The 26,612-nt window shown below is 69.1% G+C and carries 26 protein-coding genes; 16 read left to right on the forward strand and 10 right to left on the reverse strand.

What is annotated here, in order from left to right; all coding sequences use genetic code 11:
• The first annotated feature begins 136 nt into the window (after positions 1-136).
• The 5 genes from ACQ7HM_RS12375 (at position 137) to ACQ7HM_RS12395 (ending at position 6,126) form a co-directional block, all read left to right on the forward strand.
• The gene (locus tag ACQ7HM_RS12375) at positions 137-1,636 is read left to right on the forward strand and encodes a peptide ABC transporter substrate-binding protein (RefSeq protein ID WP_434216578.1); all 1,500 of its coding nucleotides are present in this window, start codon (positions 137-139) and stop codon (positions 1,634-1,636) included.
• A 128-nt stretch (positions 1,637-1,764) separates the two neighbouring features.
• Entirely contained in the window at positions 1,765-2,691 is a 927-nt protein-coding gene (locus ACQ7HM_RS12380; protein ID WP_434216579.1) for an ABC transporter permease, read from the forward strand.
• On the forward strand, positions 2,684-3,655 hold the full coding sequence (locus ACQ7HM_RS12385) for an ABC transporter permease (protein WP_434216580.1): 972 nt from the start codon (positions 2,684-2,686) through the stop codon (positions 3,653-3,655). The genes ACQ7HM_RS12380 and ACQ7HM_RS12385 overlap by 8 nt, the downstream gene beginning before the upstream one ends.
• Complete coding sequence (locus tag ACQ7HM_RS12390; RefSeq protein ID WP_434216581.1) at positions 3,652-5,334, forward strand: dipeptide ABC transporter ATP-binding protein; 1,683 nt, start codon at positions 3,652-3,654, stop codon at positions 5,332-5,334. The genes ACQ7HM_RS12385 and ACQ7HM_RS12390 overlap by 4 nt, the downstream gene beginning before the upstream one ends.
• A 42-nt stretch (positions 5,335-5,376) precedes the next feature.
• Complete coding sequence (locus ACQ7HM_RS12395) at positions 5,377-6,126, forward strand: oxidoreductase (protein ID WP_434216582.1); 750 nt, start codon at positions 5,377-5,379, stop codon at positions 6,124-6,126.
• Between the two features lie 452 nt (positions 6,127-6,578).
• Here the strand turns inward: ACQ7HM_RS12395 and ACQ7HM_RS12400 are convergent, their stop codons facing one another.
• Complete coding sequence (locus ACQ7HM_RS12400; RefSeq protein WP_434216946.1) at positions 6,579-7,400, reverse strand: HAD family hydrolase; 822 nt, start codon at positions 7,398-7,400, stop codon at positions 6,579-6,581.
• Positions 7,401-7,877: 477 nt separating this feature from the next.
• Between ACQ7HM_RS12400 and ssd the strand changes: the two genes are divergently transcribed.
• From ssd to ACQ7HM_RS12425, 5 genes are all read left to right on the forward strand, one after another.
• A complete protein-coding gene (ssd, locus tag ACQ7HM_RS12405; RefSeq protein ID WP_434216583.1) occupies positions 7,878-8,978 on the forward strand; it encodes a septum site-determining protein Ssd in 1,101 nt (366 codons plus the stop codon).
• Positions 8,975-10,165 (forward strand): TadA family conjugal transfer-associated ATPase, encoded by a 1,191-nt coding sequence (locus ACQ7HM_RS12410; protein WP_434216584.1) that lies wholly within the window; start codon positions 8,975-8,977, stop codon positions 10,163-10,165. The genes ssd and ACQ7HM_RS12410 overlap by 4 nt, the downstream gene beginning before the upstream one ends.
• Positions 10,162-10,986 (forward strand): type II secretion system F family protein, encoded by an 825-nt coding sequence (locus tag ACQ7HM_RS12415; protein ID WP_434216585.1) that lies wholly within the window; start codon positions 10,162-10,164, stop codon positions 10,984-10,986. Before ACQ7HM_RS12410 ends, ACQ7HM_RS12415 begins: the two co-directional genes overlap by 4 nt.
• The gene (locus tag ACQ7HM_RS12420) at positions 10,983-11,579 is read left to right on the forward strand and encodes a type II secretion system F family protein (RefSeq protein ID WP_434216586.1); all 597 of its coding nucleotides are present in this window, start codon (positions 10,983-10,985) and stop codon (positions 11,577-11,579) included. The genes ACQ7HM_RS12415 and ACQ7HM_RS12420 overlap by 4 nt, the downstream gene beginning before the upstream one ends.
• A gap of 68 nt (positions 11,580-11,647) precedes the next feature.
• Positions 11,648-11,854 (forward strand): DUF4244 domain-containing protein, encoded by a 207-nt coding sequence (locus ACQ7HM_RS12425; RefSeq protein WP_434216587.1) that lies wholly within the window; start codon positions 11,648-11,650, stop codon positions 11,852-11,854.
• Between the two features lie 49 nt (positions 11,855-11,903).
• Here the strand turns inward: ACQ7HM_RS12425 and ACQ7HM_RS12430 are convergent, their stop codons facing one another.
• From ACQ7HM_RS12430 to ACQ7HM_RS12440, 3 genes are all read right to left on the reverse strand, one after another.
• The gene (locus tag ACQ7HM_RS12430) at positions 11,904-12,683 is read right to left on the reverse strand and encodes a glycosyltransferase (RefSeq protein WP_434216588.1); all 780 of its coding nucleotides are present in this window, start codon (positions 12,681-12,683) and stop codon (positions 11,904-11,906) included.
• Positions 12,684-12,871: 188 nt separating this feature from the next.
• Complete coding sequence (locus tag ACQ7HM_RS12435; RefSeq protein WP_434216589.1) at positions 12,872-13,675, reverse strand: glycosyltransferase; 804 nt, start codon at positions 13,673-13,675, stop codon at positions 12,872-12,874.
• A gap of 51 nt (positions 13,676-13,726) precedes the next feature.
• Complete coding sequence (locus ACQ7HM_RS12440; RefSeq protein WP_434216590.1) at positions 13,727-14,527, reverse strand: glycosyltransferase; 801 nt, start codon at positions 14,525-14,527, stop codon at positions 13,727-13,729.
• Positions 14,528-14,765: 238 nt separating this feature from the next.
• On the opposite strand from ACQ7HM_RS12440, the gene ACQ7HM_RS12445 reads away from it, so the two are divergent.
• Positions 14,766-15,089, forward strand: a complete 324-nt coding sequence (locus tag ACQ7HM_RS12445; protein WP_434216947.1) for a TadE family type IV pilus minor pilin — start codon at positions 14,766-14,768, stop codon at positions 15,087-15,089.
• A complete protein-coding gene (locus ACQ7HM_RS12450; RefSeq protein WP_434216591.1) occupies positions 15,086-15,451 on the forward strand; it encodes an Rv3654c family TadE-like protein in 366 nt (121 codons plus the stop codon). The genes ACQ7HM_RS12445 and ACQ7HM_RS12450 overlap by 4 nt, the downstream gene beginning before the upstream one ends.
• Here ACQ7HM_RS12450 and ACQ7HM_RS12455 read toward each other — a convergent pair whose 3' ends face one another.
• The 5 genes from ACQ7HM_RS12455 to ACQ7HM_RS12475 form a co-directional block, all read right to left on the reverse strand.
• Positions 15,452-16,930 carry a mannitol dehydrogenase family protein gene (locus ACQ7HM_RS12455; protein WP_434216592.1) on the reverse strand — a complete coding sequence of 493 codons (1,479 nt, stop codon included), beginning with the start codon at positions 16,928-16,930 and terminating at the stop codon, positions 15,452-15,454.
• Positions 16,931-17,047: 117 nt separating this feature from the next.
• The gene (locus ACQ7HM_RS12460) at positions 17,048-18,013 is read right to left on the reverse strand and encodes an ABC transporter substrate-binding protein (RefSeq protein ID WP_434216593.1); all 966 of its coding nucleotides are present in this window, start codon (positions 18,011-18,013) and stop codon (positions 17,048-17,050) included.
• Positions 18,014-18,089: 76 nt separating this feature from the next.
• The gene (locus ACQ7HM_RS12465) at positions 18,090-19,190 is read right to left on the reverse strand and encodes an ABC transporter permease (protein ID WP_434216594.1); all 1,101 of its coding nucleotides are present in this window, start codon (positions 19,188-19,190) and stop codon (positions 18,090-18,092) included.
• Positions 19,190-19,966: an ATP-binding cassette domain-containing protein gene (locus tag ACQ7HM_RS12470; protein WP_434216595.1), complete on the reverse strand. Its 777-nt coding sequence runs from the start codon at positions 19,964-19,966 to the stop codon at positions 19,190-19,192. The genes ACQ7HM_RS12465 and ACQ7HM_RS12470 overlap by 1 nt, the downstream gene beginning before the upstream one ends.
• A 58-nt stretch (positions 19,967-20,024) precedes the next feature.
• A complete protein-coding gene (locus ACQ7HM_RS12475) occupies positions 20,025-20,720 on the reverse strand; it encodes a nucleoside/nucleotide kinase family protein (protein WP_434216596.1) in 696 nt (231 codons plus the stop codon).
• Between the two features lie 364 nt (positions 20,721-21,084).
• On the opposite strand from ACQ7HM_RS12475, the gene ACQ7HM_RS12480 reads away from it, so the two are divergent.
• Together ACQ7HM_RS12480 and ACQ7HM_RS12485 are read left to right on the forward strand one after the other, a co-directional pair.
• Positions 21,085-21,810: an SDR family oxidoreductase gene (locus ACQ7HM_RS12480; RefSeq protein WP_434216597.1), complete on the forward strand. Its 726-nt coding sequence runs from the start codon at positions 21,085-21,087 to the stop codon at positions 21,808-21,810.
• Positions 21,811-21,862: 52 nt separating this feature from the next.
• Positions 21,863-22,873, forward strand: a complete 1,011-nt coding sequence (locus tag ACQ7HM_RS12485) for a LacI family DNA-binding transcriptional regulator (protein WP_235456274.1) — start codon at positions 21,863-21,865, stop codon at positions 22,871-22,873.
• Between the two features lie 12 nt (positions 22,874-22,885).
• On the opposite strand, the gene ACQ7HM_RS12490 is transcribed toward ACQ7HM_RS12485, so the two are convergent.
• Positions 22,886-24,121, reverse strand: coding sequence for an HAD-IA family hydrolase (locus ACQ7HM_RS12490; RefSeq protein WP_434216598.1), 1,236 nt, complete (start codon positions 24,119-24,121; stop codon positions 22,886-22,888).
• An 85-nt stretch (positions 24,122-24,206) separates the two neighbouring features.
• Between ACQ7HM_RS12490 and ACQ7HM_RS12495 the strand changes: the two genes are divergently transcribed.
• Both ACQ7HM_RS12495 and ACQ7HM_RS12500 read left to right on the forward strand, forming a co-directional pair.
• Entirely contained in the window at positions 24,207-25,214 is a 1,008-nt protein-coding gene (locus ACQ7HM_RS12495; RefSeq protein ID WP_434216599.1) for a LacI family DNA-binding transcriptional regulator, read from the forward strand.
• Complete coding sequence (locus ACQ7HM_RS12500) at positions 25,211-26,581, forward strand: FGGY family carbohydrate kinase (protein ID WP_434216600.1); 1,371 nt, start codon at positions 25,211-25,213, stop codon at positions 26,579-26,581. The genes ACQ7HM_RS12495 and ACQ7HM_RS12500 overlap by 4 nt, the downstream gene beginning before the upstream one ends.
• Positions 26,582-26,612 lie beyond the last annotated feature (31 nt).

Consider the following 26,612-nt stretch of genomic DNA (forward strand, 5'->3'; position numbering starts at 1 on the left):
GCAATCCCGCGCCCGAACGCGTACAGAGAGAGAAGTTCATACGGTGAGAACGAAGAGATTTGTGGCTGCCGTCGGCGCGATCGTCATCGCTGCCGGTGTACTCGCCGCCTGTGGTGGCTCGAGTAACGACAGCAGCATGATCACGGTCAACGGCTCCGAGCCCGAGACCGGCCTGATCACGACGACGACCAACGAGAACGGCGGCGGTCGCATCGTCGATCGGCTGTTCACCGGCCTGTACTACTACGACGCGGACGGCAACCCGAAGCCCGCGATGGTCGACAAGCTCGACACGACGGACAACCAGAACTACACCATCACCATCAAGAAGGGCTGGAAGTTCACCGACGGCACCGAGGTGAAGGCCCACAACTTCGTCGACGCCTGGAACTTCGGCGCCTACACCCCCAACGCCCAGAAGCAGCAGAGTTTCTTCGCGCCCATCCAGGGTTATGACGACGTCTCGTCCGAGAAGCCGACCACGAAGACCATGTCGGGTCTGAAGGTCATCGACGACTACACCTTCTCCGTCGCGCTGAAGAACCCCGCCATCGACTTCAAGCTGGGGCTGGGCTTCACGCCGTTCAAGCCGCTGCCCGACGTTGCGTTCAAGGACATCAAGGCTTTCGGGGAGAACCCCGTCGGCAACGGTCCGTACAAGCTGCAGAGCTGGCAGCACAACGTGCAGGCCACACTGGTGCCCAACGACACCTACCCGGGCGAGAACAAGGCCAAGAACAAGGGCCTGATCTTCAAGTTCTACCTCGACTTCGACTCGGCCTACAGCGATCTGCAGTCGGGCAACCTCGACTTCCTCGACACGATCCCCGTCAGTGCCCTGCGGACCTACAAGCAGGATCTCGGCGATCGCGCGATCACGAAGCCGACCGCGCAGAACCAGACCGTCGACATCCCGTACTCGCTGCCGCACTTCTCCGGCGCCGAGGGTGTCCTGCGCCGCCAGGCGATCTCGATGGCGATCGACCGCAAGCAGATCACGCAGAACATCTTCGCCGGCTCGCGCAACCCGGCTCGCGATTTCACCGCGAAGACCCTTCCCGGGTTCAACGGTGATCTCCCGAACGCCTCGAATCTCGACTACAACCCCACCAAGGCAGTGCAGCTGTGGAACCAGGCGAACGCCATCTCCCCGTGGAGTGGCAACTTCGTCCTGGCGTCGAACTACGACGGCGGGCACAAGGAGTGGATCGAGGCCACGGCCAACAGCATCAAGAACGTGCTGAAGATCGACGCGCAGCCCTCGGCCATCGCGACGTTCTCGCAGCTGCGTCAGCAGGTGAACGCGCGCACCATCAAGTCCGCGTTCCGCGCGGGTTGGCAGGGTGACTACCCCTCGATGCTCGAGTTCCTCGAGCCGATCTTCGTGACCGGTGCCGGATCGAACGACACCGACTACTCCAACCCCGCCTTCGACGCGAAACTGCGTGAGGCCGAGGCGCAGAAGACCAACGAGGCCTCCTACCAGCTGACCGGTCAGGCGCAGTCGATCCTGCTCAACGACCTGCCCGCGATCCCCATGTGGGACTACGTCGCCAACGGCGGCGAGGGAGTCGGCGTCAATGCCCCGATGACCTGGTCGGGCCTCGGCGATTTCGAGAACTTCACCAAGAGCTGACACGACTCATCGGCGCTCCCACGTCCGGACCTCGGCCCGGAGGTGGGAGCGGTCGGCGTCGGCCCGTTCTCACCAGCACTGCCCTCCGGCACGTTCTCGAACTGTTCTGACAAGGAAGTGACCGACTTATGGTCTGGTACACCGTCCGGCGGATCCTGCAGCTGATCCCCGTGTTCTTCGGCGCGACGCTGCTCCTGTACTTCATGGTCTACAAGTTGCCCGGCGATCCCACGGCCGCGTTGGGTGGCGGTCGCCCGCTCACTCCCGCTGTGCGCGAACAGATCCGGGAGCAGTTCCACCTCAACGACAGCTTCTTCCAGCAATACTGGATCTACCTGAAGGGCATCTTCACCTTCGACTTCGGTCAGTCCTTCTCGGGCCGACCGGTCCTCGACGTGATGCAGCAGACCTTCCCGACGACCATCAAGCTCGCCGTCATGGCCCTGATCATCGAGGCCGTCCTCGGCATCGTCATCGGTGTGATCGCCGGCCTGCGTCGTGGCGGATTGTTCGACTCCACGGTGCTGGTGGCCAGCCTCGTCGTGATCGCCATCCCGATCTTCGTCCTGGGCTTCCTGGCGCAGTTCGTGATCGGCGTGAAGTGGGGTCTCGCCCCGGTCACCGTGGGCGGCAACACCTCGATCCAGAACCTGCTGCTCCCCGCGTTCGTCCTCGCGCTCGTCTCGATCGCGTACATCCTGCGTCTCACCCGCAACTCGGTCGCCGAGGTGGCCGGGGCCGACCACGTGCGGACCGCGACGGCGAAGGGACTCGGCCGCCCACGGGTGGTGACCGTGCACATCCTGCGCAACTCATTGATCCCGGTGGTGACGTTCCTCGGCGCCGACCTGGGGGCGCTCATGGCCGGGGCCGTGGTCACCGAGGGCATCTTCAACATCAACGGGATCGGTCAGACCGTCTTCCGCAGTGTGCAGATCGGCGAGGCGCCGACGGTGGTGTCGATCGTCACCGTGCTGGTCCTCGTGTACCTCATCGCCAACCTGGTCGTCGACCTCCTCTACGCCGCCATCGATCCGAGGATCCGTTATGCCTGACCGTGATCCGGACGCATCCGGAGTGCCGAGCAACTACCCCCACCAGGACCGGTTCATCGCCGGCGCGTCGGAGGCGGAGGTGCTCGCCGTCGACGCCGTCGCCGAACGGCAATCGTCCGCCGGGTTCTGGAAGGGCGCGTGGATCGGCCTGCGCCGACGCCCGCTGTTCATCATCTCCGCGGTGATGATCGTGCTGGTCGTCGTCATCTGCCTGTTCCCGGGCCTCTTCGCCCACCAGGACCCCCAACTCTGTCTCGGCTCCCGGAGCCTGCAGAAGCCCTCAGGCGGCCACTGGTTCGGGACCGACCTGCAGGGCTGTGACATCTACGCCCGCACCATCTACGGCGCACGCGCGTCGGTGGTCGTCGGTGTGGTGACCACGGTCATCGTGTTCCTCGTGGGCACGATCGCCGGTGTGCTGGCGGGGTTCTTCGGTGGCTGGCTCGACGTGATCATCTCCCGGCTGACCGACATCTTCTTCGCCCTGCCGCTGATCCTCGCGGCCATCGTCATCATGCAGATGTTTGCCCAGCGCAGCGTGTGGACCGTCGTCACGATCCTGGCGGTGTTCGGCTGGCCCCAGGTGGCGCGCATCGCGCGTGGCGCGACCATCTCGATTCGTGGTGAGGATTACATCACCGCGTCGAAAGCGTTGGGCGCCTCCCGGATCCGCATCATCGTGGCCCACGTGGTCCCCAATGCCCTGGGCCCGATCATCGTCATCAGCACCATCAGCCTCGGCGTCTTCATCGTCACCGAGGCCACCTTGTCGTACCTCGGCATCGGACTGCCGGCGACGAGCGTGTCGTGGGGCATCGACATCGCGGCGGGGCAGAGCCTGCTGCGCTCGGGCAATCCGATCCTGCTGTATCCCGCAGGCGCACTGGCACTCACGGTCTTGGCGTTCATCATGATGGGCGACGCGTTGCGCGACGCCCTCGACCCGAAGGCGCGTACCCGATGACCGACCACGGCACCGTCGATCCCACCCCGCTGCTCCACGTCCGCGACCTGTCGGTGTCGTTCGGCGACTCGGAGGCCGTCTCGGGTGTGAACCTGACCATCTATCCGGGCCAGACCGTCGCGATCGTGGGCGAGTCGGGGTCGGGGAAGACGACCACCGCCAATGCGGTGCTGAACCTGTTGCCCGGGGCCGGTCGTGTGACCGGGGGCAGCATCTCCTTCGACGGCCAGGAGCTGACGACCGCGTCGAAGAAGGACGTCGACGCCCTGCGCGGGACGTCGATCGGTCTGGTCCCGCAGGACCCGATGAGCAACCTGAACCCGCTGTGGAAGATCGGTTTCCAGGTTCGGGAGGCTCTCGAGGCCAACAACATCGCCAAGGGTGCGGCGGCGAAGAAGCGCGCCGCCGAACTGCTCACCGAGGCCGGCATGCGCGACGCTGAGGCCCGCATGAACCAGTACCCGCACGAGTTCTCCGGCGGTATGCGACAGCGTGCCCTCATCGCGATCGGTCTGGCGTGTCGACCGAAGCTGCTGGTGGCCGACGAGCCGACGTCGGCGCTCGACGTCACCGTGCAGCGCCAGATCCTCGATCACCTCGAGGGGCTCACCCACGAGCTGGGTACATCGGTCCTGCTGATCACCCACGATCTCGGCCTGGCCGCCGAGCGGGCGTCGCACCTCGTGGTGATGTACCGCGGCAAGGTCGTCGAATCCGGTCCGGCGCGGGAGATCCTGCGCGACCCGCAGCACGAGTACACCCAGCGACTCGTCGCGTCGGCACCGTCGTTGGCGTCGAAGCGCCTGACCGCGAAGGCCGCTCGGGCCGAGATCGTCGAGCAGGCGGCGGAGGTCGTCGAGGAGAGCAGCACCGCCGCTGTCGACAGCCCGATTCTCGTCGTTGACACCCTGACCAAGGTGTTCCCCATCCGCGGCAGCGTTCCGTGGAGATCGAAGACGCTGACCGCCGTCGACGACGTGTCGTTCTCGGTGACCCGTGGCACGACCACAGCGATCGTCGGTGAGTCCGGTTCGGGCAAGTCGACGGTGGCGCAGATGGTGCTGGCTCTGCTGCCGCCGACCGGCGGATCGGTGACGTTCGACGGCACTGATGTCACGAGCTTCCGGGGGAAGGACGCCCTGGCGTTCCGACGCCGTGTCCAGCCCATCTTCCAGAATCCGTACGGTTCGATCGACCCGCTGTTCTCGATCTACCGGGTGGTGGAGGAGCCCTTGCGGATCCACGGCATCGGGTCCGCCAAGGAGCGTGAGGCGCGTGTGCGCGATCTGCTCGACAAGGTCGCTCTTCCCTCGACGGTGATGAAGCGGTTCCCGAACGAGCTGTCGGGCGGGCAGCGGCAACGTGTCGCCATCGCGCGTGCCCTTGCACTCGACCCGGACCTCATCGTCTGCGACGAGGCGGTATCGGCGCTCGACGTGCTGGTGCAGGCCCAGATCCTCGGGCTGCTCAACGACCTGCAGGGGGAACTCGGTCTCACGTACCTGTTCATCACCCACGACCTGGCCGTCGTGAAACAGATCGCGGACAACGTCGTGGTGATGGAGCAGGGCCGCGTGGTCGAACAGGCGGCGACCGACGCGGTCTTCGACAACCCGACGCAGGACTACACACGCAAGCTGCTCGATGCGATACCGGGGGCGTCGCTCACCACGTCGTAGGCAGTCGGAGCGGGTGGTGGCGCTGCCCTAGGCTGGGCGGTTGTGACCACCGATCCGCTCGCGCCCCTGCTCGACCTCCCGGGTGTCGCGGAGGCATCCGATTCCGCGCGCGAGGCGCTCAGCGCTGTCCACCGCCACCCCGTGAACCTGCGGGGATGGCTCGACACGTCCACGGAGGCATCGTGGCGCGCGGCGCATTCGTCGGCCGCGATCGAGGGTGTGAGCGCGTCGTTCAACCGGTCCGACGACGTCGACGACCCGATGCTGGCCGGCGCGCTGCGGGTGGCGTTGGCGCTGACCGGTGACTCCCTCGACGCGTTGGTGTCGGTGTGGACGCGGGCGCCGTTGCAGGCACTCGCGCGGCTGCACCTGCTCGCGGCGACCGACATCGTGACCGACCCCGACACGCTGGGGCGTCCCCGTGTCGACGCCGAGGTGTCCGAGCGGCTCGAGCTGCTGGCCCAGCTCGTCACCGGTGCCACGACGGTCGCCGCCCCGGTCCTCGCCGCGGTGGTGCACGGCGACCTGCTGACCCTCGCCCCGTTCCCGGTCGCGAACGGGCTGGTGGCGCGGGCGGCGGCGCGGCTGGTGGCCGCCTCGACCGGACTCGACCCGCACAGCCTCGGCGTCCCCGAGGTCACTTGGCTGCGCAGAGTCGATCAGTACCGTTCGGCGGCAATGGCATTCGGCACCGGGACGGGCGACGGCGTGCGGGAGTGGGTGCTGCTGCACTGTGAGGCGCTGTCGGCCGGTGCTGTGGAGGCCAGGTCGATCGCCGAGGCTCGTCGCTGACGCAGTTCTGCACGACTTCCCCTGTGCCAGAACCGGGTCGAGAGAGTATTACGGGCGGCCGGGGTGATCCGATGTGGATCATCCCGGCCGCCCGTCAGCACGGATCCGGGTTACCAAGCGTGCGCGGTGGGTTGCGTGGGTGGCCTCGGCGATGGACCGCGATGCGATGTGCCGCGACGCCCACCCAAGGGTCGTCATGGTTTCCGCTGATCGCGATGTCGCAGGCCCGCAACACTTCTGCCTGTCGCGGCGTGCTCCGCGTGGGTGCTCGATATCCGTGCTGGGTCACGACGTCCGGGGGTCCGCTCCTTCTCTTCCGAAGTGGACTTTGCCGCTCGTCGATCCCGTGCCCTCAGTTCTACACCGTGACGGCCATCACATCAAGGCTTTGGGCGGTGTGAATTCGTCAGTGGCGCCGCGAGGGGGTCGTCGCCCTCGAATCGGTACCAGCGCTACCGGTTTCGGCCTCGGTGCAGCGCTGCGTACGTGAAGCCGCCGGCCACGACCGCGCCGATGCCGACGGCTGCGGCGCCGGTGAGCGTCCCCCGGGACGGCGCGCCGGGGATGCGTTCACGCAACGACACCGGTCGGGAGAACGTGAGCACGGGCCAGCCGTGTGTCGCTGCGGCCCTGCGTAACTGGCGATCCGGATTGACCGCGGTGGGGTGGCCGACCACGGCCAGCATCGGCAGGTCGGTGATCGAGTCGGAGTACGCGAAACACGCCTCGAGGTCGTATCCGCGGCGTGCGGCGAGGTCTTCCATCGCGGCCACCTTGCCGTCGCCGTAGCAGTAGAACTCCACCTCGCCGGAGTAGTGACCGTCAACGACCTCCATGCGGCTGGCGACCGTGGTGTCGACGCCGAGCATCTCCCCGATGGGTTCGACGATCTCGCTGCCCGACGCCGACACGATCACCACGTCGTGTCCGCGCGCCCGATGGCCGGCGATGAGGTCGGTGGCCTCGGCGAACACCAGTGGATCGACGATGTCGTGCAGCGTCTCGGCGACGATGCCCCGCACCTGCTCGACATCCCAGCCGGCGCACATCTGGGTGACGTGTCTGCGCAACCGCTCCACCTGGTCACGATCGGCGGCGGTCAGGAGGAACAAGAACTGCGCATAACTCGATTTCAGGACCGCTCGACGATTGATCAGGCCTTCGTCGAAGAATGGGCGGGAAAATGCGAGGGTGCTCGACTTCGCGATGATTGTTTTGTCGAGATCGAAGAATGCGGCGACGGGGGTCTCGGCGGTCCTCGCCGACCCCGGCACACCGTCTCGGCCGGGCGGGGTCGCGGTCACCGTCCGAGCCTACGTCGCCGACGCCCACTCGGCGCGGTGCCCGCCGGGTGCACTTCGGGGTTTCGTCTGGTCAGGCGCCGAAAACTACCCGGGGGTAACAACCGCCGGTAACTTGCGTTACGCCCCGCGGCAGTGTGTATAGTCGTCCTTACCCGGTTCATCCGGGGCTTTCAGCCCGACCCCCCGGGGCTGAAACGCGACGACCCTGGCCTCCTCCCCCCCTGGCCGGGGTCGTCCTCTATTTACGGCCCTTTTCTGGGAATCGTCGTTGGTGCAGATCCAATTTTCTGTCCACCTGTCACCGCGTGCGAAAAACCACCTCATCGAGTGCACACGTGTACCGATCGTCGTCATCGTTGTACACAGATATCGGCTCATCCACAGGGTCACCCGGTCCGCCGTGTGAAGCGACTCGGTGCATGGGTGTGCACGGCGATCATCGTCGCCATGACCGATCACGTACCCACCTTCGATCGACGACCCGGGACCGACCAGCTCTTGGCGCTCGTCGGCGCCGAGCTGCGCGACGACGTCGCACGCTGCGCCGCGGCCGCCGGCTACCAGGTGGTCGATGCCGCCGCGGCCACCGCGCGGCGCGCCTGGTCGGAGGCGACGGCCGTGGTCGTCGACGCCACGGCGGCCCGTGAACTCATCGCACTGGGGTGGCCGCGACGGCGGTGTGTCCTCGTCGTGGGACCCGCCGAGGTCGATCCCGGGCTCTGGCGGGCCGCACTCACCCTCGGGGCCGAGGACGGCCTGGTCCTGCCCGCCGACGAACACGCCGTCGTCGGTGCCCTCAGCCGGTATCGCGCGCCGCGACGTCTCGCGGGTGCTGCCGTCGCGGTGCTGGGCGGTCACGGCGGCGCCGGGGCCTCGATCCTGGCGGCCGCGGTGGCCGCGCGGGCCGCCGACGACCTGTCCGGGTCGGCGCTGCTGCTCGACCTCGACGAGCTCGGTGGCGGCATCGACCTCGTCTTCGGGGTCGAGGACTCCGCCGGCCTGCGATGGCCCGATCTCACCCTCGACGGCGGCGCGGTGTTCGCCGACAGCCTCCACGCGGCGGTGCCACACGCTGCGCCGGGCCTGGCCCTGCTGTGTCCCCGACGCGGCGTGGACCACCGCATCGGCGTCGACGCAGCGGTCGCGGTCATCGAGGCCGGACGTGACAGCGGCGACGTCGTGGTGGTCGACCTGCCCCGCGCCGGCGACCCCGTGTGCCGAGCCGTCGTCGAATGCGTCGACCTCGTGGTCGTCGTGACCACCGCGACCGTTCGCGGGTGCGCGGCCGCCCGGGACACCGTCACCCGGCTGCGCCCGGTGACCGACCGTCTCGGGCTGGTGGTGCGGGGACCCGCACCGGGTGGGCTCACCGCGTCGCAGATCGCGAACATCGTCGACGTCGAACTGCTCGCCGCGCTGCGCCCGCAACGACACCTCGCAGGCGCGATCGAATCGGGTCGACTCCCACTCGGCAGGCGGTCGCCGCTCGGCGCCGCCGCTGATGCCGTCCTCGACCGTGTTCTCGACGTGGCCGGACTCGCCGCGTGAGCAGTCCCGAATCGCGGTCGGACCTGCTGATCCGCGTGCGGGAGCGGCTGGCGGCGGAATCGGCCGACCCCACCCCGCAGGTGATGGCCGATGCCGTGCGCGCCGAATCGGGCGGAGTCCTCGGCGACACCGACCTCCTCGAGGCGTTGCGCTTCCTGCAGACCGAACTCGTCGGGGCCGGACGGCTCGAGCACCTGCTGTCCGATCCCGATGTCGCCGACATCCTCGTCGTCGGCCCCGACCAGGTGTGGGTCGATCGCGGCCGCGGTCTGGTGCCGAGCACGGTGCGGTTCGACGACGACGCCGCGGTCCGGCGACTCGCGGTCCGCCTGGCGCTCGGGGCCGGCAAGCGCCTCGACGACGCCGCGCCGTGGGTGGACGGGCAGCTCAGCAACGTCGGTCGCCGCGGCTACAGCGTGCGTCTGCACGCGGTCATCCCGCCGATCAGCGTCGACGGCACCTGCCTGTCGCTGCGGGTGCTGCGCCCGGCGACGCAACACCTCGGGGCACTGGTGGAACGGGGTGCCGTACCGCCGGAGATCGCCGGCCTCGTCGAGGAGATCGTGACCGCCCGCCTGGCGTTCCTCGTGGTCGGCGGAACAGGCGCGGGCAAGACGACCCTGTTGAGCGCCATGCTCGGACGCGTCGATCCGGCCGAGCGGATCCTCGTCGTGGAGGACGCCGTCGAACTCGCGCCCGCTCACCCGCATGTGGTGCGCCTCGTCGCCCGGACCGCCAACGTCGAGGGCGCCGGCGCGGTCGCCGTCCGCGATCTGGTGCGCCAGGCGCTTCGTATGCGGCCGGACCGCATCGTGGTCGGGGAGGTCCGGGGTCCCGAGGTCGTCGACCTGCTGACCGCGCTGAACACCGGCCACGAGGGTTGCGCGGGAACACTTCACGCGAACTCCGGGGCGGAGGTCCCCGCGCGTATGGAGGCGCTCGCCGCACTCGGCGGCATGGACCGTACCGCGCTCCACAGTCAGCTCGCGGCCGCGGTGCATGTGGTGGTCGTGGTGGCCCGCGACGCCGATGGTCACCGCGGTGTCGCCGAGATCGGGATGGTCGAACGCGGGGCCGACGGGTGGGTGCGCATCGAGCCGGTGTGGCGCCGCGACAACGGTTTCGGGTCCGCCCTCGATCGCCTCCGCACGGTGATGACCCAGCGCCGCAGCGGGATCGCAGGGTGAGCGCGGTCGTGGCGGCCGCGGCCGCACTGCTCCTGTTGTGGCCCCACGCCCGACCCACCACCCGGATCAAGGGACTCGGCCCCGAGCGGGCGCAACGGCGGAGGGCCGTCCCGGTCGGCGTGCTCGTGGCCGGCGGCGCGGTCCTCACCGCGGTGACGGCGTTCGGGCCGTCCGCGGGTGTGGCCACCGCGATCGTCGCTGTGTCCCTGGTGCACCGCGCCGGTCTCCGACGCCGTGAGCGGACCGACTCCGTCGCTCTCGACCTGTTGCTCGACGCCGTCGCGGTGATGATCGCCGAACTGTCCGTGGGTGCCCACCCGGCGCGGGCGTGTCGTCAGGCCGCCGATGATGTCGCCGCGGCGAGTGATGTGGCGCAGCGGGATTCGCCGGGATCGGTCGTCTCGGTGGTCACGAGGATGGCCGGTCGCGCCGAACTCGGCGGCGATGTCGCCGCCGGTGTCGAGAACGCCGGCGCGGTGCACCAGTCGTCGTGGGACCGGGTGGCCGTGGCCTGGCGGACCGCCGAACAGCAGGGTCTGCCGATGGCAGACCTGCTCTCGGCGGTGCGCGACGATCTCGTCGCCCGACGTCGGTTCACCGAGCGCACCCGGGCGGCTCTCGCGGGTGCCCGCGCGACCGCGACGGTCCTCGCCTTCTTGCCGGTCCTCGGCATCGGACTGGGACAGGCCATGGGGGCGTCGCCGCTGGCCGTGCTCACCGGCGGCGGCCTCGGCGGCATCCTGCTGGTGATCGGCGTGGGCCTCGTCGCGGGCGGCCTCTGGTGGACCGAGAAGATCACCGCGAAGGTGATGACGCCGTGACCGTCGCCTGGATACTGGCCGGACTCGCCGCTGCCGGCGGACTGCTCGTCCTCCCGCCGCACGGCTGGACGGTGTTCCGTATCGCGCCGCCACCCCCTCCCGACCGCACGCCGCGCTGGCTCGGCGTGACGCGCCCCCGTGACGATCCGTTCGCCACTGCCGCGGGGTACGACCTGTTCGCGGTGTGTCTGCGAGCGGGGATGCCGGTCGCTTCGGCCGCGGCGGTGGTCGCGCACTCGGCGCCGCCCGGTCTCGAGGCGACGCTCACCCGTGCCTCGGAGCTGCTCGCCCTCGGCGCCGACCCGGCGCAGGCGTGGGAGACCCCCGAGAACGCAGGCCCCGCCGCGACGTCGTTGTGCGCCATGGCCCGTCGGTCCGCACGCGCCGGGTCGTCTCCGGTCCGCGGGCTCGGAGAACTGGCCGAGGCCGAGCGGGCCGCGGCCCAGGACAACGCCGCCGCGGCTGCCGAGCGCGCCGGCGTCGCCATCTCCGGGCCGCTGGGCCTCTGTTTCCTGCCCGCGTTCGTCTGCCTCGGCATCGTGCCGGTGGTGATCGGACTCGCGGGCCGAGTTCTCGGCGGAGGGGTGCTGTGAACGCGCCGACTCCGACCGTTCCACGACGCGACGACAGACTGTCGCCGCGCATCACCAGGGGAGAAACGATGTACATCAGATGGATTCGGGACATGCAGACGCGGATCATGATCGCGGCCACCGACGAGGACGGCATGTCGACCGCCGAATACGCGATCGGGACGATCGCCGCCGCGGCGTTCGGGGCCATCCTCTACACGGTCGTCACCGGCGACAACATCGTGTCGAGCCTGACCGGCATCATCACCAAGGCGCTCGACACCGCGGTGGGGTGACGCCACACCGCGGCTCGCTCACGCCCGCACTCGCGGGCGTGGGCGGGCGTCAGCGGATGTCGACCTGCTTGCCGGTGCTGTCGCGCTCCTCGGTCCCGTACCAGGCGGCGAACTCCTTGACGCCCACGGCCTTCAGACGCCGTAGCGAGATGTACACGACGGCCTTCGGGGCGAGCGCGAGGCCACGACGGCCGGTGACGGCCCGGACGCGACGCTGCAGCATGTCGTCCTCGTTGGCCTCGTCGATCCGTACGCGGGGGAAGCCTCCGCTGGTGAGGTACATGTCGGCGTCGATCGCCATGTTGCCGCCGCACACCGCGAAGCTGCGTCGGTTCGCGTCGTCCTCGTGGCGCGTCGCCCACCACTGCAGCGCGTGGCCCAGCCGCCACAGGGTGCCGATCCCGTTGAACACGTAGCCGGTGGGTCCCTCGTCGGTGCGGGCCCGCAGGCGTCCGGCGACGAGTCGCTTCCCGTCGACGAGGGGGGCGACGATCCGGCTCAGCCAGTCGGCACGCGGAAGGCAGTCGGCGTCGGTGCGCGCGACGTATTGTGCGCCGGTGGCGATCGCGTGCCGTGCCGCGGTGTCCACCGCGCAGCCCGTGCCCTTCTCGAGTTCGGTGATGAGCTCGACGGGGACGCGGGGGTTCGACGCGATGTGCGCCGAGACGACATCGCGCGTGCCGTCGGTGCTCGCGTTGTCGACCACGATGACCCGGAACGTGTCGAGTACGCGGCCGTCAGCGCGGACCTGGAACCGCTGACGATCGAGGGCCCGCAGCGTGTGCGCTATGTACTTCTCCTCGTTGTGGGCCGGAACGATGACCGCCACAACGGATCTCTGTTCGCCGGTCACGCAGAGCCTGCTGCCGGGCGCACGCCTGTGTGCATGTCGAAATGTAAACACGAGGTTGCGTGATTCGCCGCAATTTTCAGATGAACACATCAGAAATTGTGAAACGGGACGAACCTCACGTCTGTACACGGTGACCGCGGGTCCCGTCGAGCGAGCCGAGCCGGTCAGCGGATGTCGATCTGCTTCCCGGTGGTGTCGCGGTCGTCGGTGCCGTACCAGGCGATGTAGTCCTTGGCGCCGAGCCCCTGCAGACGACGCAGCGACATGAAGACGACCGCATCCTTGGCGAGTGCGATCGCGTCGCCGCCGGCGACCCTGCGTACGCGGACCTGCAGCACGTGGTCCTCGTCCTCGTCGTCGATCTTCGTGCGCGGGAACCCACCACTGCGCTCGTAGATGTCGGCGTCGAACGCCATCGACGGCCCGCACACCGCGAAACTGCGGCGCTCCTCGTCGGGCATGTTCCGCGTCTTCACCCAGTCGACGGCGTGACCGATCCGCCACAGCGACCCCACGGCGTTGAACACCCTCGCCGTCGAACCCTCGTCGGTGCGGGCGCGCAACCGGCCACCCACGAGGCGCTTGCCCTGCAGCAGCGGCCGCAGCAGGTTGCCGAGCCAGTCGGGTGCCGGGATGGTGTCGGCGTCGGTGCGGGCGATGAACGTGGCGCCTCCGCCGATGGCGTGGCGCGTACCGGTGTCGACCGCGCAGCCGGTGCCCTTCTCGGTCTCGGTGATCAGCTCGAACGGGAACCGGGTCCCCGCGGCGATGAACTCACGAACCACATCGGCGGTGCGGTCGGTGCTGTTGTTGTCGACGACGACGACACGGAAACCGCCGAGCACCTCACGCTGGAAGAGGGTGTCGAACCGTTGTGCGTCGAGGCCGCGCAGCGTGTCGAGGATGAACTTCTCCTCGTTGAACGCCGCGACGACCACAGCGACGCGGGGCGACCCGTTACCCGACACGGGGACCAGTGAACACGATCGGGACCGCGGTGACCATCATCTGATCGACGCTCAGCGGACGTCGGCTTCCATGGTCTTCCCGGCGCCGTCGCGATCGTGGTACCAGGCGACGAAGTCCTTCACCCCGAAGGCCTCCAGGCGCCGCAGAGAGGTGTAGACGAGGGCGTCCTTCTGCAGTGCGATGGCGTCACCGCCGGCGACGTGCCGGACGCGCTGCTGCAACACGTAGTCGTCGTCGAGGTCGCTCATGTTGGTGCGGGGGAAGCCACCGCACTCGGTGTAGATCTCGGCGTCGATCGCCATGTTGTTGCCGACGACGGCGAAGCTGCGCCGCTGATCGTCGGGGCCGCGACGGGTCCGCAACCACTCGGCGGCGTGGCCCACACGCCACAGATGACCGATCGCGTTGAACGCGAACGAGGAGGTGCCCTCGTCGCTGCGCGCCTTCACACGCCCGCCCACGAGGTGCTTGCCCTCGAACAGGGGGATCAGCAGGTGGGCGAGCCAGTCGGTGGCCGGGAGTGAATCGGCGTCGGTGCGGGCGATGAACTTCGCGCCCAGCTCGATCGCACGCTTGGCGCCGGAATCGGCCGCACAGCCGCTGCCCTTCTCGGTCTCGGTGATGATCTCGACCGGGAAACGCGTCCCCGCCTCGATGTAGTCGTTCACCAGCTCCGCGGTCTTGTCGGAGCTGTTGTTGTCGACCACGATCACCCGGAAGCCGCCGAGCAGCTCGCGGTGGACAGTCGAATCGAACTCCTGGGCGTCGATCGCGCGCAGTGTGTCGAGGATGTAGTCCTGCTCGTTGTACACAGGGATGATCACGGCGACCGAGCATGTGCCTTGCGTCATGATCATGAGTAAACACCGGGAGTTCGGCCCGTGCGGTGTTCGTAGTGGGACCAGAACGCCAACTCTTCGACAACTGTGACGCAGCCCGAAGCATGACGAATCGCTCACCTGCGATGACGGGGAACCGGCGGGCAGGTCTCCGCGTCGGAGTGACATGGTTCTCACTTCGCCCCGTCCCCGTATCCGTCGGTGTGACCCGGGTCGCCGCGCGGCGCGACGACTGGCCGGCGAGGGCGGCATGGTCTCGGTGGAGGCCGCGTTCGCCATCGCCTCCATCGTCGCGGTCCTCGTCCTCGGGATCGGTGCCGTCCTGGCGATCGGCACGCACCTGCGGTGTGTCGACGCCGCCCGCGAGACCGCGCGCACGGCGGCGCAGGGCGACGCATCCGGCGCCCTCGCGGCGGGCCGGTCGGTCGCACCGGCGGGGGCCGACATCTCGATCGCCGCACGCGGCGACCGCGTGGTGGTGACCGTGCACGCGTCGTCGCCGGTCCTGCCCGGTGTCGATCTCGGTGCCGAGGCGGTGGCGGTTCGCGAACCGACCGCACAGGACGCGTCGTGACCTCCGGGCGCGCGCGGCTGCGGGACGAGCAGGGGATGGCCACCGTGTTGGGGGCGTGTGTGATCGCGGCGATGGTCGCGCTGATCGTGGGGGTGAGCTGGTTCGGGGCGGCGGTCGTCGCCCGTCACCGTGCCCAGTCGGCGGTCGATCTCGCCGCGCTGGCCGCGGCGCAGCGATGGATCCTGGCCCTCGACGATCCCTGTGGCGCAGCACGTTCCGTCGCCGCCGAGACGAGGGTTCGGATCACACTTTGTCGTACCGACGGCGACGACGTGGTGGTGACGGGGTCGGTCGACATCGATCTCGGACCGTTCGGTGCGCGGACAGCGGTGGCCGACGCCCGCGCGGGGCCGTCGGGATGATCAGCGGGCGCCGCTGGAGTGGGCGGCGACCATGCGCATCGCCCCGATCGGGCCGTGGTCCTGCAGATGACATTTCGCGAGTTGGTAGGCCACCCGCAGGCACACGCTCGATGCGAGTCGGCCGAAGACCTCGGGGTTCTCGAGGAACGCGCCCGGCCGGTCGTGGTCGGCCCAGGCGAGCCTGCGCAGATGGTCGGTGTCGGCGTCGATCATGGGGATCGTGTCGGCGTCGAGCACCGCGCACCAGGCCGCGAGCATGAGCGCGGTGTGGTCGATCGACGCGCCGGACCGCAGGCGGTCGGTGATCACCGGCAGCACGAACTTCGGCACGCGATCGGAGGTGTTCACCATCTGACGGGCGAGGGTGTCGCGGATCGCGAGGTTGGAGAACCGCTCGATCAGCTGCGTGATGTAGTCGTCGAGATCGACGCCGGACACCGGGCGCAGCGTCGGCAGCGCCTCGTGTCGCATGTAGGAGCCGACGAAGCCGCGGATGTCGTCGTCGGCGAGGGCCTCGTGCACGTAGGTGTATCCGGCGAGCACACCGAGATGACCGAGCACCTGGTGCGAGGCGTTGAGCAGCCGCAGCTTCATGTGTTCGTAGGGCTCGACGTCGTCGACGAGGACCACGCCGACGTCGTCGAACGGGGGCCGGCCGGCCGAGAAGGAATCCTCGAGCACCCATTGGGCGAACGCCTCCGAGGCCACCGGCCACGCGTCGTCGACACCGAGTTCGCGGCCGACCTGCTCGACGACGGCGTCGGTGGTGGCGGGGGTGATGCGGTCGACCATGGAGCTGGGAAAGGCGACGTTCTCGTCGATCCAGCGGGCCAGATCGGCGTCGTGGCGCGCCGCGAAACCGGTGACCGCGGCGCGGGCGACCCGACCGTTGTGTTCGATGTTGTCGCACGACATGACGGTGAACGGCGCGAGGCCCGCATCCCTGCGCATCCGTAGAGCGGCCACGATGAACCCGAACACGCTGCGTGGGTCGTCGGGATGGTCGAGGTCGCGGACGGTCAGGGCGTCGCGCGGGGCGAACTCGCCGGTGGTGTCGTCGACGCCGTAGCCGCCCTCGGTGATCGTCAACGACACGATCCGCGTGCCCGGCGCGGTGAGCACGTCGAGCACGTCCCGTGGACGGTCGGGCGCGAAGATCATGTCGGCCACGGCGCCGATGACACGCGTGTCACGACGGCCGTCGGCATCGGTGGTCACCAGCGTGTAGAGGTGGTCTTGCGCGGCGAGGATGTCGGTGATCCGGCGGTCGCCGGGGAGGACGCCGATCCCGCAGATGGCCCAGTCGGTGTGGCCCGCGGCGAGCAACCGGTCGACGAACATCGCCTCGTGTGCGCGGTGGAAACCGCCGACACCGAAATGGGCGATCCCGATCGTCAACGCCGACGGGTCGGTGACGTGGGAGGCGACGCCGACGTGTCCCGGGAGATCGGTCACGGTTGCGCGGTGCAGAGCCGGCATCAGATCACCTCCGGGGGTGTCGCTGGACAGAATCGAAGTATCGCAAATGGGATGCGGTGGCGCCCCGGTTTCGTGGTCGCGGGGCGCCACCGCAGTCTGATGGACGTCAGATCGTCATCAGCACGACGACTTGTAGACGTATTGCGCGCCGTCTCCGTCGATCGTGTCCTTGGTGATCACGTGGAATCCGGTCGAGATGGTCTTGGTGACCGGCTTGTTGTCGATCGCGTTCATGGCCTGCTCCACGCCGTCGGTGCCGATGGTGGCGGGCTGCTGGGCGATCAACGCCTGCACCACGCCCTCGCGCAACTGCTTCACCTGTGCCGGGCCGGCGTCGAAGCCGACGATCTTCACCTGGTCCTGCTTACCGGCCTGGCGTACACCGGTGGCGGTGCCCTCCGCGGCGAAGGTGTTGGTGGCGAACACGCCCACGATGTCGGGGTCCTTGGCGAGCGCGGCGGTGACGAGCTTGGCCGCCTCGGCGGGATCGTTGTGGCTGTACTGCACCCCGAGGTAGGAGAACTTCGAGTCCTTGGCGACCGCGCCCGAGAACCCCGCCACGCGGGCGTCGGTGGTCGAGACGCCCGGGTCGGTCGAGATGACGAGCACCTTGCCGCCGGAGGGGTTGAGCTGCTGGATGGCCGAGAACGCCTCGGCGCCGCCACCGGCGTTGTCCGACGAGATCGCCGAGACGGCGATCGAAGGATCGTTGATCGTGGTGTCGACGAGCACGATCTTGATGCCGGCGCGTTCGGCGGCGGCCAGCGGGGCCTGCATGGCTGCGACGTCGGTCGGGGCGATGAGGATCGCGGCGGGCCGCGATGCGACGACGGAGTCGACGATCGGCTTCTGCAGGGTGGGGTCGAACTTGGCGGGCCCCTGGACCTCGACCGAGGCGCCTGCCTTCTTGGCCGCATCCTCGATGCCGCACTGCATGCTGATGTAGAACTCGTCGCCGCTGACGCCCTGGATGAAGGCGAGCTTGTTGCTGCCACCGCCGGAGTCCGAGGAACACCCGGACAGGACAAGGGCCGAGGTGGAGAGAACGGCCAGGGCAGCAACGCTGATGCGTGAGATTGTCATGATGGCTTTCTTGTTCGGCGACGCAAGGGGTTTCACGTCAGGGGAAGTGCGTGGAAGGGTGAGCGTGCGGCCCCGATCAGGGACTCTTGGACCAGAGTTTCTTCAGTGACGACGTCGACTGCCCGCGACTGGCCGCGGCTCTGCGGCGCTGATCGAAGTAGACCGCCGCGATCAGCACGGCGCCGACGGCGACCTGCTGCCAGAACGGCTCGACACCGACGATGACGAAGCCGTTGAGGAGAACGGCCGGGATGAACAGGCCGATCACGGTGCCGAACATGGTGCCGACGCCACCGAAGAGGCTGGTGCCGCCGATGACGACGGCGGCGATCACGTTGAGGTTGGTCTGCGACTGCCCGGCGATCGCGGTGGTCCCGTACTGCGACAGCGACAGGATGCCGGCCAGACCGGCCATCGCCCCCGACAGTGCGTAGATCTTGATGAGGTGCAGGTCGACCTTGATGCCGACGCGTCGTGCCGACTCCTCCTTCGAGCCGACCGCGAAGGTGTAGAGCCCGAACTTGCTGCGGTGCAACACGACACCGAAGATCACGACCGCGACGACGGCGATCACCGAGATCAGCGGCAGGGTGGTGGCAGGCAGATTGCCGTAGCCGATCGTGTCGACCAGGACCGGGGGGACGTCGCGGATGTCGACGCCGCCGGTGATGACCTGCGACAGACCGAGTGCGCCACCGAGGGTGCCGAGGGTGACGATCAGTGGCGGCACCTTCGCCTTGCCGATGAGGATGCCGTTGAGCAGTCCCCACGCGAGCCCACACGCGACGGCCACGACGATGCCGATCGCGGCGACACCCCAACCGTCACCGCCGATGGCGCGCATGGTCTTCGCGGCGACGACACCGGAGAACACGAGCACCGAACCGACCGAGAGGTCGATGCCGCTGGTGACGATCACGAACGTCATGCCGATGCCGAGGACGGCGAGGATCGAGACGTTCTGGATGATCTGGCGGAAGTTGCCCCACTCGGGGAAGCTCTCGGGCGCCATGATGGAGAACACCAGGCAGATGGCGACCAGGACGAGGACGATCTGGATCATCTGCAGGCGGGCGAGTTTCGACATCGTGCCGACGAGATCGAAGGTGTGTTTGCCCTTCTCGGGCTCGGACGGCGGGGTGACGCCGGCGGGCGGGGTCATGGTCTGGTTGCTCATCAGGCTGCTCCGACGGTCGCGCCGGTCATCGCACCGACGAGTTGTTCCATGGTCGTGTTCTTGGCGTCGAAGGTGGCGACGCGATGCCCCATCCGCAGCACCTGCACGCGGTCGGCGACCTCGATGACGTGGGGCATCGAGTGGCTGATGAAGACCACGCCGACCCCCTTGTCGGCGACGCGGCGGATGGTGTCGAGGACGTTGCGGGTCTGCACCACACCCAGTGCGGCGGTGGGCTCGTCGAGGAAGACGACGCCCTTGGCCCAGGCGACCGCTCGGGCGATGGCGATGGCCTGTTGCTGACCACCCGACATCGACCCCACCGGGTCGGTCATGCTCCGCACGGTCGCGCCGAGGTCGTCCAACGCCTCCTGCGACTGCCTGCGCATCTCGGCGGTGTTCAGGAAGCCGAACCGCCCGAGGAGACCCGGCGCCGGCAGTTCGCGGCCGAGGAACATGTTCTGCGCGGCGTTGAGGTGCGGGGCCAACGCGAGATCCTGGAACACCGTCTCGATGCCGAGATCGGCTGCGGCGGTGGGACTGTTGAGATCGACCGGCGTGCCGTCGAAGAGGATCTCGCCGGAGTCGAGGGCGAGGCTGCCCGAGAGCGCCTTCACCAGGGTCGACTTGCCGGCGCCGTTGTCACCGATCAGCGCGACCACCTCTCCGGCGTGGACCTCGAAGTCGGCGTCGTCGAGTGCGCGGACGTTGCCGAAGCTCCGCGACAGCCCGCGTGCCTGCAGGATCGGCGTGCGGCCGGGGGACGGTTCTGCCATGGGGGCTCCTTGTGATCGGACAGGGTCGATGTCGTGGTCGGGTGGGGAGTGCTCGGCGTCAGCCGGGCGGTGCGTCGGGAACCGTGCCCGGCACCGATCCCTGCGCGTCGGGAACGGTGACAATCAGGTCGGCGCGGTGGCGGGTCTCGGTGATGACGGCGGCGTTGCGCATGTCGACGTCCTCGGTCCACCGCAGCGCGTCGTCGTGCGAGCGGCCGTGGTGTTCGTGACGGCGGATGAGCCGCGCGGCGCGGACGTCGGCGGACGCGTCTAGGAACCAGACCTCGTCGAGCGCCCCCCGCACCTCCTCCCAGCCGCCGCGGTCGAGCAGGAGGTAGTTGCCCTCGGTGACCACCAGCGGTGTGGTCCGCGCGATGGGGACGGCCGAGCCGATCGATTCCTCGATCTCCCGCTCGAATCGTGGTGCATAGACGAGATCAGCGCTCTGGGAGCGCAACCGGCGAAGCAGTGCGACGTAGCCGTCGACGTCGAAAGTGTCGGGTGCACCCTTGCGATCGCGCCGGTGCAGGCGGGTCAACTCCTCGTTGGCGAGATGGAACGCGTCCATCCCCACCAGGACCGCGTCGCTGCCGAGGCGCGCGGCGAGCATGGCGCACAGCGTCGACTTGCCCACCCCGGGAGGACCGGTGATGCCCAGGATCCGGCGATCACCGGAGGCGACGAGAGAGCGGGCACGTGCCGCGAGCTCGTCGACGAACGCGGCGAGATCCGCAGTGGCGGTTGCTCGATCCACCTGAATCACCTCCGCCACCGGCTGCATCGTCGCATCCCGTCCTCTCGCGTCACCGAACACGTCCGTCGGGTTCGATGCGGATCAGTGTGACCCACACCTCACCCGTTTGTCACGCGTTCCGGGGAAATTCATGACACCGATGACATGGCGCCGGCAGCGCGCGGTCGTGGAACCAGTGGTCTGGCGGGCGTCCGTGACACCGTGTCATGGTCCTGAAGTGCTGTTATCCGCACGATCCAGCAATCGCAGGACGCGCGTCGGGCCGGTCGTCTACTGTCCATGACATCGATGACATGTGAACCCCGATCCGAGGGTGATGACATCGATGACATGACATGTCACGAGACGAAGAGGGAGGGCCGACATGGCCGACTTCACCGGACAGACGATCCTGGTCACCGGAGCCAGCGGCGGCATCGGTGCCGCCACCGTGCGGCGGCTGGTCGCCGACGGCGCCGGCGTGATCGCCTCGGGTCGGCAGACCGATGTCCTCGACAAGCTCGCCGACGAGACCGGGGCGACGCCGCTCGCGTTCGACCTGACCTCTGAGGACGAGATCCGCGACGCGCTCTCCGGACTCGCGCTGGACGGTGTGGTCAACTGCGGTGGCTTCGGCGGCGAGATCGCCACCCCACAGGACACCGACATCGACATCTTCGACAAGGTCATCGCCATCAATGCCCGGGGCACCCTGCTCGTCACCAAGTACGTCGCGCCGGCGATGATCGCCGCCGGTCGTGGCTCGATCGTCAACGTGTCGAGCCAGGCCGGCCTGGTGGCCCTGCCCGGCCACATCTCCTACGGATCGTCGAAAGCGGCCGTGGACAACATCACCCGCGTCTCGGCACTCGAACTCGGGCCGCACGGCATCCGAGTCAACAGCGTGAACCCGACCGTGGTGATGACGGAGATGTCAGCGTTCTACTGGGGTCGGCCGGAGATCGAGGGCCCGTTCCTCGAGGCCATGCCGCTCGGGCGGTGGGCCACCGAGGACGAGATCGCCGGCCCCATCGCCTTCCTGCTCAGCGACGACGCATCGATGATCTCCGGCGTCAGCCTGCCCATCGACGGCGGCTACACCTGTCGCTGAGCGCGATGACCGGCAGGATGGCACTCGACGAGGAGGTGGGGCCGTGACGACGATGCAGGATGTCGCCGCGCTCGCGCGCGTGAGCGCCAAGACGGTGTCGCGTGTCTACAACGATGACCCGCACGTCGATCCCGACACCCGCGCACGGGTGACCGCGGCGCTGGAATCGTTGAACTACGTGCCGAACACGATCGCGACGTCGTTCCGCGCCGGCCACACCGCCGCGGTCGGTGTGGCCGTTCCCGACATCGCCGATCCGTTCTTCGCCGCCATCGCCCGGGCGATCGAGGACCGTGCGCGCCGCAACGACATGGCCGTGTTCATCACGAGCCTGGGCACCGACGGCGCCGCCGAACAGGGACTGGTCGAGTCGTTGCTGCGCCGCCAGCTCAGCGGTCTGATCATCGCGCCGACCGGGGTCGATCACGAGTACCTCAAGCGGTGGATCGGGCGCACACCCACCGTCTTCGTCGACCGTGCCGCGAACGGCATCACCGCAGACAGCTTCGTCGACGACGATCACGGCGGTGCGGTGATCGCCACCGAACACCTCTTGGCCAAGGGACACCACCGGATCGCCTTCATCGGCGACAACTCCGACATCCCCACCACCCGCAACCGACTCGCCGGGTACGGCGACGCACTCGCCGGGCGCGACCTCACGGTCGACGACTCGCTGGTGGTCACCGGCGTGATGGACCGCGCCGAGGCGGTCACCGCTCTGCGCGACCTGATGGCGCTCGACGACCCGCCCACCGCGCTGTTCCTGTCGAACGCCCGGGTCGCGATGGACTGCGTGCCGGCCATCCAGCTGTTGGGTCTCGATGACGTGGCCTTCGTCGGGTTCGGCGACTTCCCCCTGGCCGACGCGGTCTGCCCTCCGGTCACCGTGATCGATCAGAACCCCGCCGAACTCGGGCGCCAGGCCATCGAACGCATCCTCGGTCGCATAGAGCACCCGCAGCGACGTTTCCGGCGTCGCAACATCCTCGACGTGGAACTCGTGGTGCGGGAATCCTGTTCACCCCGTACGGCATCGGGTGCCCGCACCCATCGCCACTGACCATCGTCGCCGTCACCGCGGCGTGAGTGCGAACCCTTCTCCTCGCGCGACGATCTCGATCTGATCGAGTGCGTCGACCAGGAGATCTGCCCCGGAGTCGGTGAGATCGACGGTGCCACGGATCCCGAGAACCCGGCACCCCGCGGCGCGTCCCGCGGTGATGCCGGCCGGGGCGTCCTCCACCACCAGGCACCGTCGTGGATCGACGCCCAGTCGGGCCGCACCGAGCAGGTAGGGCTCGGGGTCGGGCTTACCGCGGTCGACGTCGTCGGCGGTGATCACGATGTGCGGCGCGGAGATCCCGGCGGCGGCCATCCGCGCCCCGGCGACCGGTGGTGTGCCCGAGGTGACCACGGCCCAGGGGATGTCGTCGAGACCCGCGAGCGTGTCCAGAGCGCCGGGGATGGCCGTCACATCGGCCACGTCGTCGGTCTCTAGGGCGATCAGTCGTGCGCCGGCGGCGGGTCCCGACTCGGGGCCGAGGATGGCCGAGAGGCCTGCGGCGGCGGGCATGCCGTGTCCGATGGCGGAGTCGTGGAGGTCGAACCCGAACTCGTCGGCGACCCTCGACCAACTGCGATGCACCGCCGCGGTGGAGTCGAGCAGGGTGCCGTCGAGATCGAACAGAACCGCGTCGAAGGTCTCGCCGAAGAGCGCCGACGCGGCGTCGACCGGCGTGCGGACACCGAGGGCGCGCAGCACCCGGAACACCTGCTGTTCGGTGGTCAGTGCGGCGTCGATGCCGACGACGTCCACGGCGATCTCGGTGGCGCGATCGACGCGGGGACGCTGCCGATCACGGTCGGCACCTCTGAGCGCCCGACGCGCCTCGAGCAGCTCGGGCGCTCCGGTCAGGTGGACCACGGTGATCGGCGCGGGTGCGACCGCAGCGCCCAGCGCCCGCCACGCGTCGCCGCCGGCGAGCTCGGCGGTGAACGGGGCGACAAGTATCGGGCTCTGGCCCACGGCCACCAGATCGGCCGCGGCGCAACGCAACACCGCGTAGCGGGCATCGCGGACCGCGACTCGGTGGGGTCCGTCGGCGTTCCAGTGTCCGTCGATCCCGAGCAGCGGTAACCGGTCGAGCAGCGGGTTGGTGAGCGTGTCGAGGTCGAGGATCGGGCGCCCCAGCGCCACCGCCAGTGCCCGCCCGAGCGTCGTCTTCCCGCTCCCCGCGGGGCCGGCGACCGCCACCACCGACGGTGACACCGGATCGGTCGGGGCAGGGGCTTGACAGGTGCGGTCCACGCTGTGGATCATACGAGACAACGTTGTCTCACCGGAACCCCTCGTTCTGCGAACCACGAGACAACGTTGTCAGGAGGAGTCGCCGGTGGCAGATCGCGCCAGCATCAAAGACGTCGCGGCTCGCGCCGGGGTCAGCTTCAAGACCGTCTCGCGGGTGGTCAACGGCGTCGACACCGTGCTACCCGAGCTGCGTGCGCGCGTGGAGGCCGCGGTCGTCGAACTCGACTACGTGCCCAATTCCGCCGCGCGATCACTGAAGTCGGGGGCGGGCAACGCCATCGGCATCGTGATCGACTCCATCGACGACGTGTTCTTCGCCTCCCTGGTCCGCGAGATCGAGGACAGGGCACTCGAACTCGGGCTCGCCGTGATCGTCGGCAGCACCGGCTTCGACGCCGGCCGGGAACGCGACCAGCTCATGCGGTTGGCCGGGCAGCACGTGCGCGGCATCATCCTCGCGCCGGTCGGCGACCACGGCGACTTCCTCCTCCCGCGGCGGTCCACCCTGCCGGTCGTCACCGTCGACCGCTCGGTCCCCGGGTTCGACTCGGTCACCGTCGACGACTACGCCGCAGCCACCGACGCCGTCGAGCGTCTCGTCGCCGCCGGGCACCGCAGCATCGCGCTCGTGGGGCTCGACGAACGTCTGCAGACCGCGCGCCGTCGCCGCGACGCCTTCGTCGACACCCTCGCCCGCCACGGCATCACCCCGCAGGCGCGCTTCATGCCGGAGGTGGCCCACCACGCCGACGCCGTCCGCCCGGTCGTCGATGCCCTGCTGACCCAACCCGATCCGCCGACGGCGCTGTTCGTGTCCAACGCGCGTCACGCCACCTCGGTGGTGTCGGTGCTGCACGAGCTCGCCCGTACCGACGTCGCCATGATCTCGTTCGGCAGTTTCGGGCTCGCCGAGGCCGTGGCGCCGTCGATCACCTGCATCGACCAGGACCCGCGCCACATCGGGGCGCTGGCCTTCGACCGTCTCGTCGCGCGTTTCGACGACCCCGACGGTCAGGCGGTCGACCTGCGCGCCGACACACGTCTCATCGCCCGTGCGTCCGACACCCTCCCCGTCGCCGGAGGTCGGGCATGACCGCGCGTCTCGTCGCCGGCCTCGACCTCGGCAGCACCGGTGTGAAGATGCTCGTCGCCGACGTCGACGGCAGCGAGATCCTCATCGAGTCACGACCCACGCCGTGGCGCAACGGTCCCGGGGGCACCACCGACATGGACGCGGCCGCCCTCGAGGCCGTCGTGGTCGACCTGATGTCCGCGGTCGCCCGCCGCCTGCCCGACGACACCCGCATCGAGGCGGTCGCCGTGTCGGGGATGGGGGAGACCGGCTTCCTCGTCGACCCCGCGGGCGCGGTGGCAGCCCCGGCCTTCGCGTGGTTCGACCCGCGCGGTGGCGCCGAGATGGCCGCACTCCCCGAACACCTGCGTCGCGACTTCCCCGCGCACACCGGTCTCCCGGTCGGGGCCCAGGTCTCGGTGGCCAAGATCGCCCACCTGCGCACCGAGGGGATCGACCTCACCGGTCTGCGCTGGTTCAACCTGCCCGAGTTCGTGGTCCGCATGCTCGGTGGCGCCGAGGTCGGCGAGTACTCGCTCGCGTCGCGGACCGGCCTGCTCGACCAGGACACCGGTGGCCCGTGGACGGCGCTGCTCGATCACCTGGGGATCGGCGACGACATCCTTCCCGCCCTGGTCGACGCGGGCACCGACCTCGGGTCCGCCGACACCGCCTGGCTGCCGGCCGCGTTCACCGGTGCGCGACTCACCGTCGCCGGACACGACCATCTCGTGTCCGCCGAGGCCGGCGGTGCGATCCCGGCCGATGGATATCACGTGTCCATGGGCACCGCGGAGGTGCTGCTGCGGGTGCTCGACGAACCCCCGTCGGCCCAGGCCCGGGCCCGCCTCGCCGAACATCTGATCAACGCGGTGCGCCATGTGGTCCCCGGCAAACACGTGCTCGTCGCGGGGGTGAAGACCGGCCTGATCATGCGCCGCACCCTGCAGATGTTCGACATCTCCGACCGCGACGGACGCGATCGTCTCGACGACCGGGTGTGCGCGCTGCCCCAGGACGCACTCGCGCACGGCGGGATCGAGGTGACCGGTGCCCGCAACGACGACGGCGTGTTGTCGCTGACCGTGCGCACCGACGGCGTCAGCTCGGCGGAGATCTTCGCCGCGGTGGTCGAGCACGGCAACGACGAGATCGTCCGACTGATCGCCGCCCTCGACCGCGAGATCGCGCCGGCCCGCTCGACCGTGCTGACCGGTGGATGGAGCGGGATGCGCTGTGTGCGCGACGCCCGCGCGCGCATCCTTCCCGCGGTCACCGTGTCGACGCGCAGCCAGGACACCGCCTACGGCGCAACCAGATTCGCCGCACGGCTGCTCGCTCCACACCTCCTCGCCCCACACCTCATGGCCACCGACGCCGTCGTCTGACGCCCGAACCCGACACACCAGAACCCCACAT

The sequence above is a fragment of the Williamsia sp. MIQD14 genome, from assembly GCF_051025635.1.
GTDB lineage: Bacteria > Actinomycetota > Actinomycetes > Mycobacteriales > Mycobacteriaceae > Williamsia_A.